17 protein-coding genes are annotated in these 19503 nt (G+C 35.8%); 11 read left to right on the top strand and 6 right to left on the bottom strand.

From position 1 onward, the window contains the following. Window positions 1-149: 149 nt before the first annotated feature. The 4 genes from ACVRZD_RS02290 to nrdH form a co-directional block, all read right to left on the bottom strand. Window positions 150-1391: a chloride channel protein gene (locus ACVRZD_RS02290; RefSeq protein ID WP_447450223.1), complete on the bottom strand. Its 1242-nt coding sequence runs from the start codon at window positions 1389-1391 to the stop codon at window positions 150-152. 353 nt (window positions 1392-1744) lie between these two features. Then, entirely contained in the window at window positions 1745-2710 is a 966-nt protein-coding gene (gene nrdF / locus ACVRZD_RS02295; RefSeq protein ID WP_447450224.1) for a class 1b ribonucleoside-diphosphate reductase subunit beta, read from the bottom strand. 175 nt (window positions 2711-2885) lie between these two features. Further along, window positions 2886-5045 (bottom strand): class 1b ribonucleoside-diphosphate reductase subunit alpha, encoded by a 2160-nt coding sequence (nrdE, locus tag ACVRZD_RS02300; protein ID WP_447450225.1) that lies wholly within the window; start codon window positions 5043-5045, stop codon window positions 2886-2888. 16 nt (window positions 5046-5061) lie between these two features. Beyond that, window positions 5062-5283, bottom strand: coding sequence for a glutaredoxin-like protein NrdH (gene nrdH / locus ACVRZD_RS02305; protein WP_037626786.1), 222 nt, complete (start codon window positions 5281-5283; stop codon window positions 5062-5064). A gap of 515 nt (window positions 5284-5798) precedes the next feature. Here nrdH and ACVRZD_RS02310 point away from each other — a divergent pair. From ACVRZD_RS02310 to ACVRZD_RS02325, 4 genes are all read left to right on the top strand, one after another. Further along, entirely contained in the window at window positions 5799-6062 is a 264-nt protein-coding gene (locus ACVRZD_RS02310) for a phosphocarrier protein HPr (RefSeq protein ID WP_000146945.1), read from the top strand. A gap of 4 nt (window positions 6063-6066) precedes the next feature. After that, on the top strand, window positions 6067-7791 hold the full coding sequence (gene ptsP, locus ACVRZD_RS02315) for a phosphoenolpyruvate--protein phosphotransferase (protein WP_037626784.1): 1725 nt from the start codon (window positions 6067-6069) through the stop codon (window positions 7789-7791). Window positions 7792-7929: 138 nt separating this feature from the next. Continuing rightward, entirely contained in the window at window positions 7930-9357 is a 1428-nt protein-coding gene (locus tag ACVRZD_RS02320; protein WP_037626782.1) for an NADP-dependent glyceraldehyde-3-phosphate dehydrogenase, read from the top strand. Between the two features lie 172 nt (window positions 9358-9529). Then, window positions 9530-10819, top strand: coding sequence for a polysaccharide deacetylase family protein (locus ACVRZD_RS02325; RefSeq protein WP_037626780.1), 1290 nt, complete (start codon window positions 9530-9532; stop codon window positions 10817-10819). A gap of 20 nt (window positions 10820-10839) precedes the next feature. On the opposite strand, the gene ACVRZD_RS02330 is transcribed toward ACVRZD_RS02325, so the two are convergent. Then, a complete protein-coding gene (locus tag ACVRZD_RS02330) occupies window positions 10840-11922 on the bottom strand; it encodes a DEAD/DEAH box helicase (protein ID WP_037626778.1) in 1083 nt (360 codons plus the stop codon). A 152-nt stretch (window positions 11923-12074) separates the two neighbouring features. On the opposite strand from ACVRZD_RS02330, the gene udk reads away from it, so the two are divergent. From udk to ACVRZD_RS02355, 5 genes are all read left to right on the top strand, one after another. Further along, entirely contained in the window at window positions 12075-12704 is a 630-nt protein-coding gene (udk, locus tag ACVRZD_RS02335) for a uridine kinase (RefSeq protein WP_037626776.1), read from the top strand. Window positions 12705-12720: 16 nt separating this feature from the next. Continuing rightward, complete coding sequence (locus ACVRZD_RS02340; protein WP_037626774.1) at window positions 12721-12999, top strand: DUF1294 domain-containing protein; 279 nt, start codon at window positions 12721-12723, stop codon at window positions 12997-12999. A 112-nt stretch (window positions 13000-13111) separates the two neighbouring features. Then, a complete protein-coding gene (gene msrC, locus ACVRZD_RS02345) occupies window positions 13112-13609 on the top strand; it encodes a free L-methionine (R)-S-oxide reductase MsrC (protein WP_037626771.1) in 498 nt (165 codons plus the stop codon). Then, on the top strand, window positions 13609-15282 hold the full coding sequence (dnaX, locus tag ACVRZD_RS02350; RefSeq protein WP_447450226.1) for a DNA polymerase III subunit gamma/tau: 1674 nt from the start codon (window positions 13609-13611) through the stop codon (window positions 15280-15282). Before msrC ends, dnaX begins: the two co-directional genes overlap by 1 nt. Window positions 15283-15333: 51 nt before the next feature. Continuing rightward, the gene (locus tag ACVRZD_RS02355; RefSeq protein WP_037626769.1) at window positions 15334-15537 is read left to right on the top strand and encodes a DUF3272 family protein; all 204 of its coding nucleotides are present in this window, start codon (window positions 15334-15336) and stop codon (window positions 15535-15537) included. Here the strand turns inward: ACVRZD_RS02355 and birA are convergent. Beyond that, window positions 15512-16453, bottom strand: a complete 942-nt coding sequence (gene birA / locus ACVRZD_RS02360) for a bifunctional biotin--[acetyl-CoA-carboxylase] ligase/biotin operon repressor BirA (protein WP_037626767.1) — start codon at window positions 16451-16453, stop codon at window positions 15512-15514. The genes ACVRZD_RS02355 and birA overlap by 26 nt on opposite strands. A gap of 314 nt (window positions 16454-16767) precedes the next feature. On the opposite strand from birA, the gene metK reads away from it, so the two are divergent. Beyond that, entirely contained in the window at window positions 16768-17961 is a 1194-nt protein-coding gene (gene metK, locus ACVRZD_RS02365; RefSeq protein ID WP_037626765.1) for a methionine adenosyltransferase, read from the top strand. A 143-nt stretch (window positions 17962-18104) separates the two neighbouring features. Further along, complete coding sequence (murA, locus tag ACVRZD_RS02370; protein ID WP_447450227.1) at window positions 18105-19364, top strand: UDP-N-acetylglucosamine 1-carboxyvinyltransferase; 1260 nt, start codon at window positions 18105-18107, stop codon at window positions 19362-19364. The last annotated feature ends 139 nt before the right edge of the window (window positions 19365-19503 follow it).

The following is a 19503-nucleotide window of genomic DNA, read 5'->3' on the forward strand; positions in this document are numbered from 1 at the left end:
CGAAGAATCAAAAGGTCCAGTGGACGTTTTGATCTGCTCTCCTTGAAACCAGAAAGAGAGCATACCAAGTCCGAGCCACTTTAGAAAAATATCAAAAAGTGAAGACATGGACTTTGTCTTCACTCTGAAAGTAGAAAAGTTACTCTTTTCTACTTTTTTTGTTTGGCAAATTGTTTGATGAGGTAGACGCTTAGATAAGCCGTGGTCATTCCTAGACAAACTGGGATACTGTTTAAAAGTGGTTGCCCTGTAATTTCAATTAAAAATAAGATAGCTGCAATTGGGATATTGTTGATCATTGCCAGAAATAGGGCTGCACCAATTAAAATGGCGTATTGGATGGGTACATGGCTGTTAAATGTTATATTAGCCAATTGTGCTGTGAATAATCCTAAAGCTCCGCCCATCATCATTGAGGGTGCAATTCTACCACCATATGCACCTGCATAAAAGGTAAGATAAACTGCTAAGGCTTTGGCCAAAAACAGTGGAAGTGAATAACTGGCTGAAAACGGTTGATGGAAATAGTAAATGAGTCCTGCTTTGCCATTTCCCAAGATATGGGGAAAGGAGATGCTCAAGCTAGCTACAATTAGAAATGAAAGTGGCACAAGGATTAGATAAGACTTCGATTTTGGATCTCTTTTAGGTATGGATTCTAAAAGTAATTTGTATGTATAGGTTATGATGCCAATGAAACTTCCGGCAAAAATTGCCCAAATTATGAGGTCAAGGTTCCAATTAAGGTTCGGAAGTTGATATTGGATTTCACTACCAAATAGTAAATTGACGCCCCCTACTGCAACAAGAGAGGTAATTGTCGCAGCATAGGTATTTTTCCAACTCCATTTTAAAAGAATGTTTTCCATGATAAAGACAATCGTTGCTAGTGGTGCATTATAGACAGCACCGAGGGCAGCTCCTGATGCACAGGCCAGTAGTAAAATGCTTTGGTTTTTATCAAGCTTAAACAATTGTAACCAGCTTCCGGTAATAGCAACAGCTGCTTCCCTAGAAGCGCCTTCTCGTCCTAATGGTGATCCCATTGAAACAGTTGCCATTTGAAGGAGGCCGTGCAGGAAATTGGCGAAGGGTTTCGGTTTTTTATCTTTATGAACAATTTCTGTAATTGTAGGGCTTGGATTTAAGTATTTACTCAAATAATGCCATCCAAAGGCTGCTAATAAACCTGACAGACAAACTGAAATGAACCGTCTAATGGGATTGATCAATGCAATCTGATCATCAAAGCTTCCACTAGTGAAGCCAAAACTCCATTCTTGGATGACTCGTATTAGAAAAATCATTAAACTAGCCGCAATTCCGGCGCTTATCCCAGTAAGCACAAGTAATACTGTCCACTTTAGTATATATTGTATTTTTTTCGACATGACTTTATTATAACAAAAGGTTAGTAGCATAGAAAGAATTTAGAAATTGCAGTATTCCTACTATCTAAAAAAATGATGATAAGAGTGACTTGTCTTATAACATCAAATGGAATAAAACTAGTGATGAAGTGATCACAAAAAGATTATAACTTAAAAAAAGAAAGCAATTAAAAAAACAAGTAGATTAATTACTTGTTTTTTTAATTTTTAAAATAGATTTAGCATACTGTTTGGATTTGTTTCTATAGGCCATAGTTGTGATCATCGTCAGTCATCGATTTGACTGATCAAAGTAAGTAAGCATTACCGACTTGTGAGACTAAAAAGGTCTAGTGAACCTTTTTAGGTTTTTCTCACTCTTCTTTTCCGAAATCGTAATCAGATTCAGTCATGGCTTCTACTGAACCAAGGAGATAGCCATTACCCACTTGTGAGAAAAAGTCATGATTCGATGTTCCAGTTGAGATACCGTTCATTACAATCGGGTTAACATCATTAGCAGTATCTGGGAACAAAGGATCCTGACCGAGATTCATCAATGCTTTATTGGCATTATAACGAAGGAAAGTCATAACTTCTTCAGTCCAGCCCACTTGATCATAAAGTGTTTTCGTATAATTTTCTTCATTTTCATACAATTGATAAAGTAAATCATACATCCATTCTTTAAATTCTTCTTGTTTTTCTTCAGATAATTCATTGAAGCCAAGTTGGAATTTGTAACCAATGTAAGTCCCATGAACAGATTCATCACGGATGATTAATTTGATAATTTCAGCCACATTAGCTAGTTTATTATTTCCTAGGTAATACAGAGGTGTAAAGAAACCTGAGTAAAAAAGGAATGTTTCTAGATAGGTTGAGGCAACTTTCTTCTGTAAGGCATCGCCGTTTTCATAGATGTCGTTGATGATTTTAGCTTTCTTCTGTAAGAATTCATTGCTATTAGTCCAGTCAAAGATTTCTTCAATTTCTTTTTTGGTATTCAAAGTCGAGAAGATAGATGAATACGATTTTGCATGAACGGATTCCATAAATTGAATATTGTTCAAAACAGCTTCTTCATGTGGTGTACGAACATCGGCACGAATCGCTTCAACACCAGTTTCAGATTGCATAGTATCTAGAAGAGTTAGGCCACCAAAGACTTTTCCAACAAGGTCTTTTTCTTTGGCAGGCAATTTACGCCAGTCATCCAAGTCATTTGATAAAGGAATACGAGTATCTAACCAAAATTGTTCAGTTAATTTCTCCCATGTCGACTTGTCAATGACGTCTTCAATTTCATTCCAGTTAATTGCTTCATAATATGTAGTCATAGAAAAATGATCTCCTAAAGAGTAGTACAGTGCGTTACGAATAACGAGATAAACCAGTAGAACCGACCAAAGTCCTACTGGCAGAAATAATTTGTATCAGTAATGGTGAAACAGAAATACTTCTACGACAGTCGGTCGAAGTAATAGTGCTATAGCATCATTACTTCTTAACCAATTAAATCACACATGACTCACATTGGTTAGCGCCAACTTCTTCGCCATCGTCAGTGAATGTACGGATGTAGTAAATTGATTTAATCCCTTTATTAAAGGCGTAATTACGTAGAATTGAAAGGTCACGTGTTGTTTGTTTACTTTCAGATTTCCACTCATAAAGTTCCATTGGTAATTCACTACGTAAGAAGAGTGTTAGTGACAAACCTTGGTCAACGTGTTGCGTTGCGGCTGCATAAACATCAATAACTTTACGCATATCCATATCATAAGCAGATGTGTAGTAAGGAATGGTATCTGTTGACAGACCATTTGCAGGATAGTAGATTTTACCAATTTTCTTCTCTTGACGTTCTTCAATTCGCTGTGTTATCGGGTGAATTGAAGCAGAGCAGTCATTGATATATGAGATTGAACCATTAGGAGCGACAGCTAGGCGGTTCTGATGATAGAGACCATCTTTTTGAACAGCTTGACGTAAAGCCTCCCAGTCTGATGCCTGAGGAATAAAATGCTCCTTGAAAAGCTCTTTAACAAATTCTGTCTGAGGAACAAACTGACCAGTCACATATTTATCAAAGTAACTACCATCAGCGTATTTTGAATTCTCAAAGCCAGTAAATGTAGTTTTTCTTTCGCGAGCAATATTGTTCGATTCAACCAAAGTCCAGTAATTCATTAACATAAAGTAAATATCAGTGAATTCAACTGATTCTGGGCTACCATATTCAATATGATGTTGAGCCAAGTAAGAATGAAGCCCCATCGCCCCTAAACCAAAGGTATGTGCTTGCTGGTTACCGTTTTTAATTGTAGGCACAGCTTCAATTTGTGAAGAATCAGTGACAAATGTTAGTGCACGTGTCATTGCTTTGATAGAAGCACCAAAATCAGGAGATGTCATCATGTTAAGGATATTAGTTGATCCTAGGTTACATGAGATATCTGTTCCCATTTCAACAAATTCTTGAGCATCGTTGATAATACTTGGTTTTTGAACCTGTAGAATTTCAGAACACAAGTTACTCATGATTACCTTACCATCAACTGGATTGGCCTTATTAGCTGTATCAATATTGATGATATATGGATAGCCTGATTCTTGTTGTAATTTAGAAATTTCAGTTTCTAAATCGCGCGCTTTAATTTTTGTTTTTGAAATTTTAGGGTTAGCAACAAGCTCATCATACATTGCTGTAATATCAATGTAGTTATATGGAATACCATATTCTTTTTCCACACTATATGGACTAAAGAGATACATGTCATCATTATTACGGGCTAATTCATAAAATTTATCAGGAACAGTTAACCCAAGTGATAAGGTTTTAACACGCACTTTTTCGTCAGCATTTTCTTTTTTAGTTGATAGAAAAGAAATAATATCTGGATGAAATACATCTAAATAAACAACCCCAGCTCCTTGACGTTGTCCCAATTGGTTGGAATAAGAGAAGCTGTCTTCGAATAATTTCATGACTGGAACGACACCTGAAGCTGCCCCAGCATAGCCTTTAATAGGAGCTCCAGCTTCACGCAAGTTAGAAAGTGTAATACCAACACCACCACCAATTCTTGATAATTGGAGGGCAGAGTTAATTGAGCGACCAATTGAGTTCATATCATCAGTAACTTGAATTAGGAAACAAGAAACTAATTCTCCACGACGACTACGTCCCGCATTTAAAAATGAAGGAGTAGCTGGTTGATAACGCTGATTAATCATTTCAATTGCAATTGATTTTGCTAGTTCTTCATTACCATCAGCGAAGTAGAGCGCATTAAACATAACACGGTCTTCAATGCTCTCTAAATAATATTCCCCATCATTAGTCTTTAAAGCATATTGCTGATAAAACTTGTAGGCAGCCATAAAGGATTTGAACTGAAATTGCTCGTTTTTGATAATATCAGCAAGTTCTTCAATAAAGTCTTTTGTATACTTTTCAATAAATCCTGATTCAATGTAATCATGCTTTAAAAGGAACTCAATTTTCTTAGTAATTGAGGCAAAGGGTTTAGTATTTGGGATTACATTTTCTTCAAAAAAGGCTTCTAAAGCTTCTTTATCCTTATGTAGAGGGATTTTACCATCAACAGGACGGTTAATTTCATTATTTAAGCGAAAGTAAGAAATTTCGCCAATATCTTTTAAACTCATTCTCTTATGTCCTTAATTACTTGATTAGTTCTTTTAGTTTTGTGGGTTGGAATCCGGAAAAGACTGTGTCTCCCCTTTCGATTACTGGTGCAGAGGCAAATCCTAAACTTTTTACATAGTCAACTTTGTCAGGTTGCTCATCAATGTTGATTTCTTGATAAGTTGCTCCGTTTTGGTCAAGAAATTTTTTGGTCATTTTACATTGCATACAGTTATTTTTTGAATAAATTGTGATCATACTATCTGCTCCTTTAAATTATTCTCGGAAGAGAATTTCAATAATAATAGCATATAAAAATTGCATCTAAAAAGCAAGATTTTTCTCCGAAAAAAACACAATATTTTGGGGTTGATTATATTTATAACAACTATATATTGTGTAGCCGGGTGAGAATGGCGGAGTGACGCTGATAATCTAAAATTAATCAATTTTTTCTGTCAAATCATAAATTTAGGTTAACTAATTTTTTGCGATGAAAATAGACAATAATAGTTTTAACACAATTTTCTTATGATTGAGAAAAAATTTTGTAAAATCATCTAAACACTAGCGATTGTGAGAGTAAAGCTTGATCTATTAGAGTGAAATAAACATAATGAAAAATTGAAAAAAAAGCAGAAAATTAAATAGCTTTTTCCTCAGGCGATAGATTTAATCTTGAAAATTAAAATACAATATGCTATAATCACTTATTGTAAGGGTTATCATATGATGGCTCAAATATACACAACTATTAAAAGGAGAACCATACTATGGCTTCAAAAGATTTTCACATTGTTGCAGAAACAGGAATTCACGCTCGTCCAGCTACTTTACTAGTACAAACTGCTAGCAAATTTGCTTCAGATATCACTTTAGATTATAAAGGTAAAGCAGTTAACCTTAAATCAATCATGGGCGTTATGAGTCTTGGTGTTGGTCAAGGTGCTGACGTTACTATTTCAGCTGAAGGTGCTGATGCTGATGACGCAATCGCAGCTATCGAAGAAACAATGACAAAAGAAGGATTGGCATAAGAAAATGACAGAAATGCTTAAAGGAATCGCAGCCTCAGATGGTGTTGCAGTTGCTAAAGCATATCTACTTGTTCAACCGGATTTGTCGTTCGAGACTGTTACAGTCGAAGATACAAATGCAGAAGAAGCTCGCCTTGATGTTGCATTACAAGCTTCACAAGACGAGCTTTCTGTTATCCGCGAAAAAGCAGTAGATAGCTTAGGCGAAGAAGCAGCTTCAGTATTTGATGCTCATTTAATGGTGTTATCAGATCCTGAGATGATTAGTCAGATTAAAGAAACAATCCGTGCTAAACAAACAAATGCTGAAACTGGTTTAAAAGAAGTTACAGATATGTTCATCACGATTTTTGAAGGTATGGAAGATAATCCATATATGCAAGAACGTGCAGCTGATATCCGTGACGTTGCAAAACGTGTTCTTGCACACTTATTAGGGGTTAAACTACCAAATCCAGCTGCTATTGATGAAGAGTCTATTGTGATTGCACATGATTTGACACCTTCAGATACAGCACAACTTGATAAAAAATTTGTAAAAGCATTCGTAACAAATATTGGTGGTCGTACAAGTCACTCTGCTATTATGGCTCGTACTCTTGAAATTGCTGCGGTTCTAGGGACAAATGATATTACTAAACGTGTTCATGATGGTGATGTAATTGCTGTCAATGGCATTACAGGTGAAGTCATTATCAATCCTAGTGAAGAAGAAATTTCTGCCTTTAAAACTGCTGGTGAAGCATATGCTAAGCAAAAAGCTGAATGGGCATTGCTTAAGGATGCTGAGACAGTTACAGCAGATGGTAAACACTTTGAATTAGCAGCTAACATCGGAACACCAAAAGATGTTGAGGGTGTTAATGAGAACGGTGCAGAAGCTGTTGGTCTTTACCGTACTGAATTCCTATATATGGATTCACAAGATTTCCCTACTGAAGATGAGCAATATGAAGCATACAAGGCTGTACTTGAGGGAATGAATGGTAAACCAGTTGTTGTTCGTACAATGGATATTGGTGGAGATAAGGAACTTCCTTATTTTGACCTACCAAAAGAAATGAACCCATTCCTAGGTTTCCGTGCCCTTCGTATTTCTATTTCAGAAACAGGAAACGAGATGTTCCGTACACAGATTCGCGCTTTACTACGTGCATCTGTACATGGTCAACTACGTATCATGTTCCCAATGGTTGCTTTGGTTAAAGAATTCAGAGCCGCTAAAGCTGTATTTGATGAGGAAAAAGCAAAACTTGTTGCTGAAGGTGTTGCAGTTTCAGATAATATCCAAGTTGGTATTATGATTGAAATTCCTGCTGCAGCAATGCTTGCAGACCAATTTGCAAAAGAAGTTGACTTCTTCTCAATTGGTACTAACGACCTTATTCAATACACAATGGCTGCTGACCGTATGAATGAGCAAGTTTCATATCTTTATCAACCATATAATCCATCAATCTTACGTTTGATTAACAATGTTATCAAAGCAGCACATGCTGAAGGTAAGTGGGCTGGTATGTGTGGTGAGATGGCTGGAGATCAACAAGCTGTACCACTTTTAGTAGGTATGGGCTTAGATGAGTTTTCAATGTCAGCAACTTCAGTACTTCGTACGCGTAGCTTAATGAAGACTTTAGACACATCTAAGATGCAAGAATATGCACAACGTGCTTTAACAACATGTTCAACTGCAGAGGAAGTTCTTGAACTTTCTAAAGAATATTTATAATAAAATAGAAGGAGTTGGGTAACCAACTTCTTTTTGTGAACTAATGTTAACAATATTCAGACAATTGCCGTGTCAGATGTTTGAATTATCGTCAAAAAGTGATAGAATAGATGTATTATCAATAAAGGAGATAACATTTTGACTAAACAATACAAAAATCTTGTTAATGGTGAATGGAAACTTTCAGAAAATGAAATTAAAATCTATGCACCTGCAACTGGTGAAGAATTAGGTTCTGTTCCAGCAATGTCAACAGAAGAAGTAGACTTTGTTTACCAATCAGCTAAAAATGTTTTTGAAGAATGGCGTGCGCTATCATATGTAGAACGCGCAGCAATTTTACATAAGGCTGCAGACATTTTGGTACGTGATGCTGAAAAAATCGGTTCAGTACTTTCCAAAGAAGTTGCTAAAGGCCATAAAGCTGCAGTAAGTGAAGTTGTTCGTACAGCAGAAATTATTAACTATGCTGCTGAAGAAGGCATCCGAATGGAAGGTGAAGTTCTTGAAGGCGGAAGCTTTGAAGCAGCAAGCAAGAAAAAAATCGCAATTGTTCGTCATGAACCTGTTGGACTTGTACTAGCAATTTCACCATTTAACTACCCAGTAAACTTAGCTGGTTCGAAAATTGCTCCTGCTTTGATCGCAGGTAATGTTGTCGCTCTTAAACCACCAACACAAGGTTCGATTTCAGGATTGCTTTTAGCTGAGGCCTTTGCTGAGGCTGGTGTACCAGCCGGAGTTTTCAACACTATTACAGGTCGTGGATCAGTTATTGGTGATTATATTGTCGAGCATGAAGCGGTAAACTTTATTAACTTTACAGGATCAACTCCTGTTGGAGAGCGTATCGGTCAATTAGCAGGTATGCGTCCAATTATGTTGGAACTAGGTGGTAAAGATTCAGCTATTGTTTTAGAAGATGCTGACCTTGAGATGGCTGCTAAAAACATCGTTGCTGGTGCTTATGGTTATTCAGGACAACGTTGTACAGCTGTCAAACGAGTTCTTGTAATGGAAAAAGTTGCCGACCAGTTAATTGAGCATGTTCATGCTTTGGTGAAAAAATTATCGATTGGTATGCCTGAAGAAAATGCTGATATTACACCTTTGATTGATACTAAGGCAGCTGACTTTGTTGAAGCTCTTATCAATGATGCAACTGACAAAGGTGCTAAAGCTATTACGGATATCAAACGTGAAGGCAATTTGATTTGTCCAGTTATATTTGATAATATTACAACAGATATGCGTCTTGCTTGGGAGGAACCGTTTGGTCCTGTATTACCATTTATTCGTATTAATTCTGTTGAGGAAGCTATCGACATTTCAAATGCTTCTGAGTATGGTTTACAAGCATCAGTGTTTACTTCTAATTTTCCACGTGCCTTCGCAATTGGTGAAAAATTAGAAGTTGGAACGGTTCATATTAACAATAAAACACAACGTGGTACAGATAATTTCCCGTTCTTGGGAGCTAAAAAATCTGGAGCTGGTGTTCAAGGTGTTAAATACTCTATTGATGCGATGACAAATCTTAAATCAATTGTGTTTGATATTGAATAAAGTAACCTTACAATAGTTCAATCCAGGTCTAGAAGCTCATTAGAGTCTCTAGGCTTTTTAATTTTTTGACAATATTAAAAAAAGACTAACAAAAAGACTAACAAAAACATTAGGGATTTAAGTTACAATTAAGAGGCGCTGTGTTATAATAATAGGGCAAAAGGAGTTTGTGATGAAAAAGTTATCCTATTTATTCGTCAGTGTATTGGCATTAATATTACTATTTATTGGATTTATTGTTTTTAGAACTTGGTCAATTGAGAACGATGCCGAAAAGATTAGTAAAAGAGAAAACATTAATAACCTAAGTCATTCACCTTTTAAGAGTCTAAAAATTATGACGCAAGATAAGGTATCTTACTATTATTTTGCTCCAACAAAATCAAATGAAGCCTTTTATCATGAAAACTTACCAGTTAGTCTATATGAAACGACTAAGAACAAGAAACAGTATATTTTTATCAAACCAGAATTTATACCAACACCTTTGAAAGGTATCAGTCAGGTAAAAATTCATAAGGTTGTTTACCAACCTAATCTAATGAGTCTAAAAAAAGTAAGTGATCAGGTTATAAGTGATTACCATGTCAAACATAATTTTCAACCATTTTACCTATCTGAATTGGTATCTGGACATTTAGATGACATTAATAAGGTGGTTAGTAAAACTTATCCTGATAAATCTTTTGATATTAGTCAGTATTCAAAGCTTAATGAAAGAGATCGGATAATCAGTGATAATTATCAACTTAAAATGAAAGATCTCGTTTTAAAAGATAATATTATTTTACCCGTAAAAGAGTTATTTAATGTTGTAGATGCTAATTATTTGACTGGACAATTAAAGACAGACTACCTAGATTATCAAGAGAAAAAGAAAGCTGAAGAAGCTGCTTTACATCCCAAAAAATTAGTTGCTTTGACCTTTGATGATGGACCAAATCCTCTCACGACGCCACAGGTACTTTCTACACTACAAAGATATCAAGATAAAGCTACTTTTTTTATGTTAGGTTCTAAAGTTACGGGAAATGAAGCAATCGTAAAATCAATTGTTGATAGTGGTTCAGAAATTGGTAATCATTCTTGGGATCATCCTGATTTAACAAAAATTCCGATTCAGGATGTCAAAACACAAATTGATAATACAAATACTGTTATTGAAAAGGTTATTGGGAAAAAGCCAACCTATTTACGTCCACCGTACGGTGCTACCAATGATCGAATTGAAAAAACTTCTGGTATGAGACAAATTTTATGGACTGTCGATACTAGAGATTGGGAAAATCATAATACTGAAAAAATGATGGCAAATATCAAAGGGCAATTACATCCAGGTGGCATCATTTTAATGCATGATGTTCATCAAACGAGTCTTCAAGCATTGCCAACTATCTTGGATTACCTAAAAAAAGAAGGTTATCAGTGTGTCACACTTTCTGAATTGCTAGGTCAACATTAAAAAAATAGAATCCGAGGATTCTATTTTTTATATAATTGTTGATTTCGTAATTGAATTTCGGAGACATTTGCAAATTTTTTCAATTTCTTAATATCTTCGGGATGGTTAACAAAAGTAATAACAACCCCCTCTTTGCCCATTCGTCCAGTACGACCAGCTCTATGTATATAATTTTCTTTATCACGCGCTACTTCAAAATTAATAACATATTCTAAATTATCAATATCAATACCACGAGCTACTAAATCTGTAGCTAATAATAGTGCAATATGATGATCTTTGAATTTTTCTAGAATAGTTTTTCTAAATCTCACATTGACATCACTTGCTAATGAAACGGCTGTAGAACCAGCATAGGTCAGACGTTCTTCGACAGCACCTAAATCTGATAAACTATTGAAAAAGACTAGAGCTCTAAAATCTGGAATATTTGAAAATTTTCTGAGCAGATCTAAACGGTCACGTTTTTCAACCGAAATATAGAAATGTTTGATAGCTTCAAGCTTTTGATCTGATTTGTCAATTATCTCAGTTGTCGGTTCGATACTAGCACGATCTAGTTTATTAGTGGCACTCATATAGATAAACTGATGGTCGCGAGGAACGTAGTGGGTTATCTTTTCTACAAAGCCGTATTGTGAATCGCTCAGCAATTCATCAAATTCATCTAAGACTATCGTATCAACAGACATCATCTTGATTTTTTTCAATTTAATTAATTCAAAAATGCGTCCTGGTGTCCCGATGATTATTTGTGGTCCTTTTTTTAGGCGCTCAATTTGACGTTTTTGACTAGTTCCAGAAATAAATAATTGTGCTGTTAAGCCAATTGGTTCGGCCCATTCTTTGGTAACTTCAAAAATTTGTCCTGCTAACTCAGTATTAGGGGATAAAATTAATAATTGTTGTGATTTTTTACTTTTGATTTTTTGGAGTGTCGGCAAGAGGTATGCTAAGGTTTTGCCTGTACCTGTTGGGCTTATTCCTAGAACATTTTTTCCTGAACGAATTGGTTCAAAAACAGACTGCTGAATATCTGTTAGAGTAGTCATTTGACTTGCTTCCAGTTGGTCTTGCCAAACTTTGGGGAATTCTTTTATCATTTTTTATCCTTTTCAATTGTAACTATCTCTATTATAACATGATTTCTGATAGTCACCTATAAAGCAAGAGTAAGATTGTTGAAAATCTTATAGAAAAATCTATTAATTTTTGGTAAAATATACAGAAGACTTTTTTAGATTTGGAGTGTAGGATGCGTAAAAAACCCATCATTATTGGTGTAACAGGTGGATCTGGAGGGGGGAAAACCAGTGTTTCTCGAGCTATTTTAGGTAGTTTCCCGAATGCAAGAATTGCTATGATACAGCATGATTCTTATTATCGAGATCAAGCTCATTTAAGTTTTGAGGAGCGCGTTAAAACAAATTACGATCACCCTCTTGCTTTTGAAACTGATTTTATGATTGAGCAACTAAAAGAATTACTTAAGGGTCGGCCAGTAGATATTCCAATCTATGATTATACGCAACATACAAGAAGTGATAAAATTTTTCGACAAGAACCTCAAGACGTCATTATTGTTGAAGGGATTCTTGTTTTGGAAGATGAACGTTTGCGAAATTTAATGGACATTAAGTTGTTTGTGGATACAGATGATGATATTAGAATTATTCGTCGTATCAAACGTGATATGGTTGAACGCGGCAGAAGTTTAGATAGTATCATTGAACAATATACTACAGTAGTAAAACCAATGTATCATCAATTTATTGAACCAAGTAAACGCTACGCAGATATTATTGTCCCAGAAGGAGTGAGTAATACTGTTGCAATTGATTTGATTACAACAAAAATTGCAAGTATCCTAAACGATAGGGATTAATTAGAGGAGAGAAGATATGTTCCTAGCATTAGCTGGCGCTCTTGTCATGTGGAATAGTGTCGTTTTTGCCTTGTATGGTATCGACAAACGCAGAGCTATTAAGGGAGATTGGCGGATTTCCGAAAAAACGTTGTTACTGACTGCTTTATTTTTTGGAGGGATAGGTGCGATTTTAGGCGGAAACTTATTTCACCATAAAACCCAAAAATGGTACTTTCAACTGATATGGGTGCTGGGGATCTTTTCCATATTCATTGGCATATATTTCTTATATTGGCTCTATCTTAAGTATTAAGTTATCATTTATCGCTATAAGGGACCCGTATCATTTTATGGTATGGGTTTTTGAATTCTTAAAACAGAGGAAATACTTACCTTCTAACCATCCTTATGGTATAATAGGAACCATGAAAACAAGTCTAAAAGAAGAAAACTATCAATTGATGATTGCTCAAGCTAAAGGCTTATTTGCAACTGAAAGTAACCCTTTAGCGAACTTATCGAACGCCAGTGCGTTGCTAAATATGACATTACCGAATTCAGTCTTTACTGGATTCTACCTATATAACGGCAATGAATTAATCCTTGGGCCTTTCCAAGGAGGCGTTTCTTGCGTCCATATTGCCATGGGGAAAGGTGTCTGTGGCCAATCGGCAAGCCAAAAAGAAACCATCATTGTCGATGATGTTAGATTACATAGTAATTATATTTCATGTGATTCACGGGCTATGAGTGAAATTGTTGTTCCTATGGTGAAAGATGGCCAACTGGTAGGAGTATTAGATTTAGATTCCTCTGCCACTGGTGATTACGATCAAATAGATAAAGATTACCTGGAAGAATTTGTGGCTATCCTCTTAGAAAAAACACGATTTAATTTTGACATGTTTGGAGTGGAAAAATAATGTATCAAGCTTTATATCGTAAATACAGAAGTCAAACGTTTGATGAAATAGTTGGACAATCTGTTATATCGACAACCTTGAAGCAGGCTGTACAATCCAAGAAAATTAGTCATGCCTATCTATTTTCAGGACCGAGAGGTACTGGGAAAACAAGTGCAGCAAAAATTTTTGCTAAGGCGATGAACTGTCCAAACCAAGTAGATGGAGAACCTTGTAATCAATGTGATATTTGTCATGATATTACAAATGGTAGTTTAGAAGATGTTATTGAAATTGACGCAGCGTCAAATAATGGTGTTGATGAAATTCGTGAAATACGTGATAAATCTACCTATGCTCCTAGTCGTGCGACATATAAAGTTTATATTATTGATGAAGTTCACATGCTTTCTACGGGTGCTTTTAATGCCTTGTTAAAAACTCTAGAAGAACCAACTGAAAGTGTTGTTTTTATTCTAGCGACAACAGAGCTTCATAAAATTCCTGCAACTATTCTTTCTCGTGTCCAACGCTTTGAATTTAAGTCTATTAAACAAAAGGATATCAAAGACCATTTAATCTCTATAGTGACTATGGAGAAGCTTGCTTATGAAGAAGAAGCCCTAGGCTTAATTGCTAGGCGTGCAGAAGGTGGAATGCGTGATGCCTTATCTATCTTAGATCAGGCTCTAAGCTTATCACCTGATAACCAAATTACATTAACCATTGCTGAAGAGATTACGGGGTCAATCAGTATTCTAGCTTTGGATGATTATGTTGCAAATGTTATCAATCAAGATGCACAGGCTGCTCTATCAAATTTGGAAATTATTTTTGATAACGGTAAAAGCATGAGTCGCTTTGCTACAGATTTGTTATCTTATTTAAGAGAGCTATTGATGGTTCAGAGCGGTGCTGAAAGTAGTTATCAAACGGCTAATTTTACGGCTAACTTAGCTGTTTCGCGAGAGTCTATTTTTCAAATGATTGCTATTATCACAAAGCATATTCAGGAAATAAAGCGTGGCTCTCACCCTCGAATTTATGCTGAAATGATGACAGTTGAGTTAGCTCAGCTAAGTCCATTGAAAGCAGATGAGCCCAATGCCACAAATTTGTTATCAGAAATTAATGCTTTAAAACTTCAGGTGAATGAGCTGAAAGAAGCCTTGGCAGAAATGGCTTCAGGGAAACAACATCGTTCTAGCAAGCCCAAACCAGTTTCAAAAGCATCTTTTTCATATAAAGTAGACCGTCAAAAGATTTTCACAATTATGGAAGAAACCGTTCAAGATAGTGAACAATCGAGACAGTATTTAGAGTCCTTGAAATCTGTTTGGAATGAGATTTTAGATAGTATTTCCCCTCAAGATCGAGCTTTATTATTGGGATCGGAGCCTGTTCTTGCTAATAGTGAAAATGCTATTTTAGCTTTTGAGGCTGCCTTTAATGCTGAACAAGCCATGAACCGTACGGATTTAAATGACATGTTTGGAAATATCATGAGTAAAGCAGCTGGGTTTACACCACATATTTTGGCGGTTCCACGGTCAGACTTTAATCAGATTCGTAGTGAATTTGCAAAAAAAATGAAAGATAATTCTCCTGTTGCAGAAGATAAGGTGGTAGAGGAGAGTTTGGTGCCACCTCAATTTGATTTCCTTCTGGAAAAAATTAATCGCGTTGAAGATTAATAAAAAAGAAAATTCTTCGTAGAATTCTCTTTTTTTTGGTAAAATACAACTATGACTATCAGACAATTTATTTTTATGGCGCTTTTATGTGCCTTTGAGACTTATTTTTTTAACGATTCAATACTTTCTGGTGACTATTTCTTTGCCTTGTTTTGGGGATTTTTACTCTACCGTGATTTAAGAAAAGTCCATGCCATTACAAATTTTTCAAAGAAATTGATTGAAGCAACTAAACATGCCAAGAAGAAAGACTGATTTCACCACTATGTAAGGTTTCCAATTGTTTGTCTTCTCTTTCAACGACTAGATAACCTTGATCAGTAATATCTATGGCACGTGCTTTTACAACCTGTTTATTTTTCATATAGGTCACTTGTTTTCCAAGAACAAGTGATTTTTCTTTGTAAACTTTTAAATGATCCTGTATAGGTATTTGGAAAAAGAGTTTCCAGATTTCAATAATCAATTTATTTCTTGTAATAGTTGGTTGCTCAGTAAAAAGTGAAGTCGCTATACTATTTAGTTCATCAGGCAAATCTGTCAAATGAAAGTTCAGTCCAACTCCAATGATAATGTCGGTAATTAATCCAGTCTCAACAGAAGTAATAGCTTCGGTTAAAATACCAGCGATCTTTTTATCTTTTAAGTAGATATCATTGACCCATTTGATTTGGGTTTCAATACCAGTAAGTCTATAAATAGCGTTGACGATGCTTGATGCCACCATCATGGTGTAAGGTTCCATATCTTGGTAGGTTTTGTTAGGTTTCAGATGGAGAGACATATAAATGCCACCGTTTTTTGAAGCATAAAAATCACGACCTAAACGTCCTTTTGCTTGTTTTTGACTAGGAGAAATGTAAAGATGTGGGGCACTTGGGTTATTTACAAGAGCATTCTTGGCATCTAACTGGGTAGAAATACTGGATTCGTTTAGTGTAACAGCAATCTTAAGCTGCTCAGTTATTTCTTGAGCAGACAGTAAATCACCACTAATAATTTTATAGCCATCTTTTTTTGAGGCTAGAATTTCAATACCTTGATTTTCTAGAGACTTTATCCCTTTCCAAATTGCTGTTCGTGAAACATGTAATTGTTCAGCAAGTGTTTCGCCACTCAAATAGGATTCTGATTGTTGTAAAATATGATATATTTTTTCTGAAGTTTTCATATGTCTAGTATAGTATATTGACCAAAGATTTCAAGTTTTGATTAATGAAAAGATAAAGAAAATACAAACTTTTGGAAAAATATTATAAAATGCTTCGTCAATTACATTAAAAATGGTACAATAGACAGGTTAATTAGTCCCGAAAAGGTAGTAGTTAAAACTACTAGTGCTTTGTAACTTTTTGACTCGCAACTAAAAAACGTCACTAAAGTAACTGTTTTTTTATATAGTAGCTGTTTAAAAAATATGCTGAGTTAATTTTTTTCTTGCGAAGGCTTTTGGCCATATACTTTTATTAAAAGGGGGACATTTTTATGTCAGAACGTAAATTATTTACGTCTGAATCTGTATCGGAAGGCCATCCAGATAAAATCGCGGATCAAATTTCAGATGCTATTTTAGACGAAATACTCACTCAGGATCCTGATGCTCACGTAGCAGCAGAAACAGTTGTTTATACAGGGTCTGTTCATGTTTTTGGAGAAATATCAACGTCAGCCTATGTTGATATTAACCGTGTTGTACGTGATACCATTGCTGAAATTGGTTATACAAAGGCTGAATATGGTTTTTCTGCTGACTCTGTAGGCGTGCATCCTTCACTAGTCGAACAATCCTCGGACATTGCTCAAGGGGTTAATGAAGCCTTGGAAGCTCGTGAAAGTCAAGATAATGATGATTTGAATCTTATTGGCGCAGGTGATCAAGGGTTGATGTTTGGTTTTGCTATAGACGAGACACCTGAACTCATGCCATTGCCGATTTCATTATCGCATAAGCTTGTTAAGAAATTAGCTGATTTGAGAAAATCAAATCAATTAACTTATTTGAGACCAGATGCTAAATCACAAGTAACTGTTGAATATGATGAAAATGATCAACCACTTCGTGTGGATACAGTTGTTATCTCTACGCAACATGATCCAGATATTACAAATGAAACAATTCACTCTGATTTAATTGAGAAAGTTATCAAAGCTGTCATCCCAAGTCAGTTATTAGATGATGAGACAAAGTACTTCATTAATCCAACTGGTCGTTTTGTTATTGGTGGACCACAAGGTGATTCTGGGTTAACGGGGCGCAAGATTATTGTTGATACTTACGGAGGCTACTCACGTCATGGTGGTGGTGCCTTTTCTGGGAAAGATGCGACTAAAGTTGACCGGTCTGCTTCTTACGCAGCGCGTTATATTGCTAAAAACATTGTCGCTGCTGGCTTAGCCAAGAAGGCGGAAGTGCAGTTAGCTTATGCAATTGGTGTGGCACATCCTGTGTCCGTTCGTATTGATACTTTTGGCTCTGCTATTCTACCTGAAGCCAAAATTGAAGAAGCTGTTCGTGAATTGTTTGATTTACGTCCTGCTGGTATTATCAAGATGCTAGATTTGAAACGTCCGATCTATCGTCAAACGGCTGCTTATGGTCACATGGGTCGAACTGACATTGATTTGCCATGGGAAAAATGTGATAAAGTTACTGACTTAAAAAACTATTTATCAATTTAAAAAAAGCATTTAGGAGCCTTATTTCGGGCTCCTTTTTTTGATTTTGTAGTGTTAGTCAGTGATAAGAGTGATTAGTTTGTAATGTTTCTAAAATTATGATAAAATGATAAGGTTGAATTCAAGTATAGGAAAGATTAGGAAGTATGCGGAAAATTATTATTAATGGTGGAAAACCACTAGCAGGGGAAGTAGCTGTCTCCGGAGCTAAAAACAGTGTGGTTGCTTTGATTCCAGCTATCATTTTATCAGATGATGTTGTAACCTTGGATGGAGTGCCTGCTATCAGTGATGTTGACAGTTTAATTGAAATTATGGAATTAATGGGCGCTAAGATTACACGCCAAAATGATTCCCTTACTATTGATCCAAGAACTGTAATTAGCCAACCAATTCCATTTGGGAAAATTAATAGTTTGCGAGCTTCGTATTACTTTTATGGTAGTCTTTTGGGGCGTTTTGGTCAGGCAACGGTAGGGTTACCAGGTGGTTGTGATCTAGGTCCGAGACCAATTGATTTACATTTGAAAGCATTTGAAGCAATGGGTGCGACTGTGTCGTATGTTGGTGAAAATATGCATCTAGCTATCAATGAGGGTGAGTTGCACGGTGCCCATATTTTTATGGATACAGTTAGTGTAGGAGCAACGATTAATACAATGCTAGCTGCTACAAAAGCAAAAGGAAAAACGGTCATTGAGAATGCAGCTAGAGAGCCTGAAATTATTGATATTGCAACGCTTCTTAATAACATGGGTGCTCATATCCGTGGTGCAGGAACGGATATCATAACTATTGAAGGTGTTTCACAATTAAGTGGAACAACGCATCAGGTTATTCCTGATCGTATTGAAGCTGGGACATATATTGCTATGGCTGCTGCTATTGGGACAGGTATAAAAGTTACCAATGTTTTATATGAACACTTGGAAAGTTTTATTGCAAAACTGGAAGAAATGGGTGTTCGGATGACAGTTGAAGAAGACTCAATTTATGTGGAAAAGCAAGATAAGTTAAAAGCTGTAACAATCAAGACATCTCCATACCCTGGCTTTGCAACTGATTTACAACAACCACTTACGCCACTTTTGTTAACAGCAGAAGGGATGGGGTCAATAGTTGACACAATTTATGAAAAGCGCGTGAATCATGTTCCTGAAATGGCTCGTATGGGAGCAGATATTTCACTCAAAGGCGGGAAAATAGTTTATCATGGTCCAAATCAATTGAGCGGTGCTCAAGTTAAGGCTACTGACTTAAGAGCAGGTGCAGCTTTGGTAACAGCGGGACTAATGGCCCAAGGCAGAACAGAAATAACTAATATTGAATTTATTTTACGAGGCTATGCCGATATTATTGAAAAATTAAGAGCATTAGGTGCGGATATTCAATTAATTGAAGATTAAAATCAAAGAGTCTGGTATAAAGTTTAATTAGTGGACGAAAAACGAATGAAGATAGAAACCAAGTGTTTAAAACCAATCTTCGTTCGTTTTTATTGTTAATTTGAAACGCAATATGTGTTGACATTATATTTTATAAAGT

The organism is Streptococcus hongkongensis, from assembly GCF_053206145.1.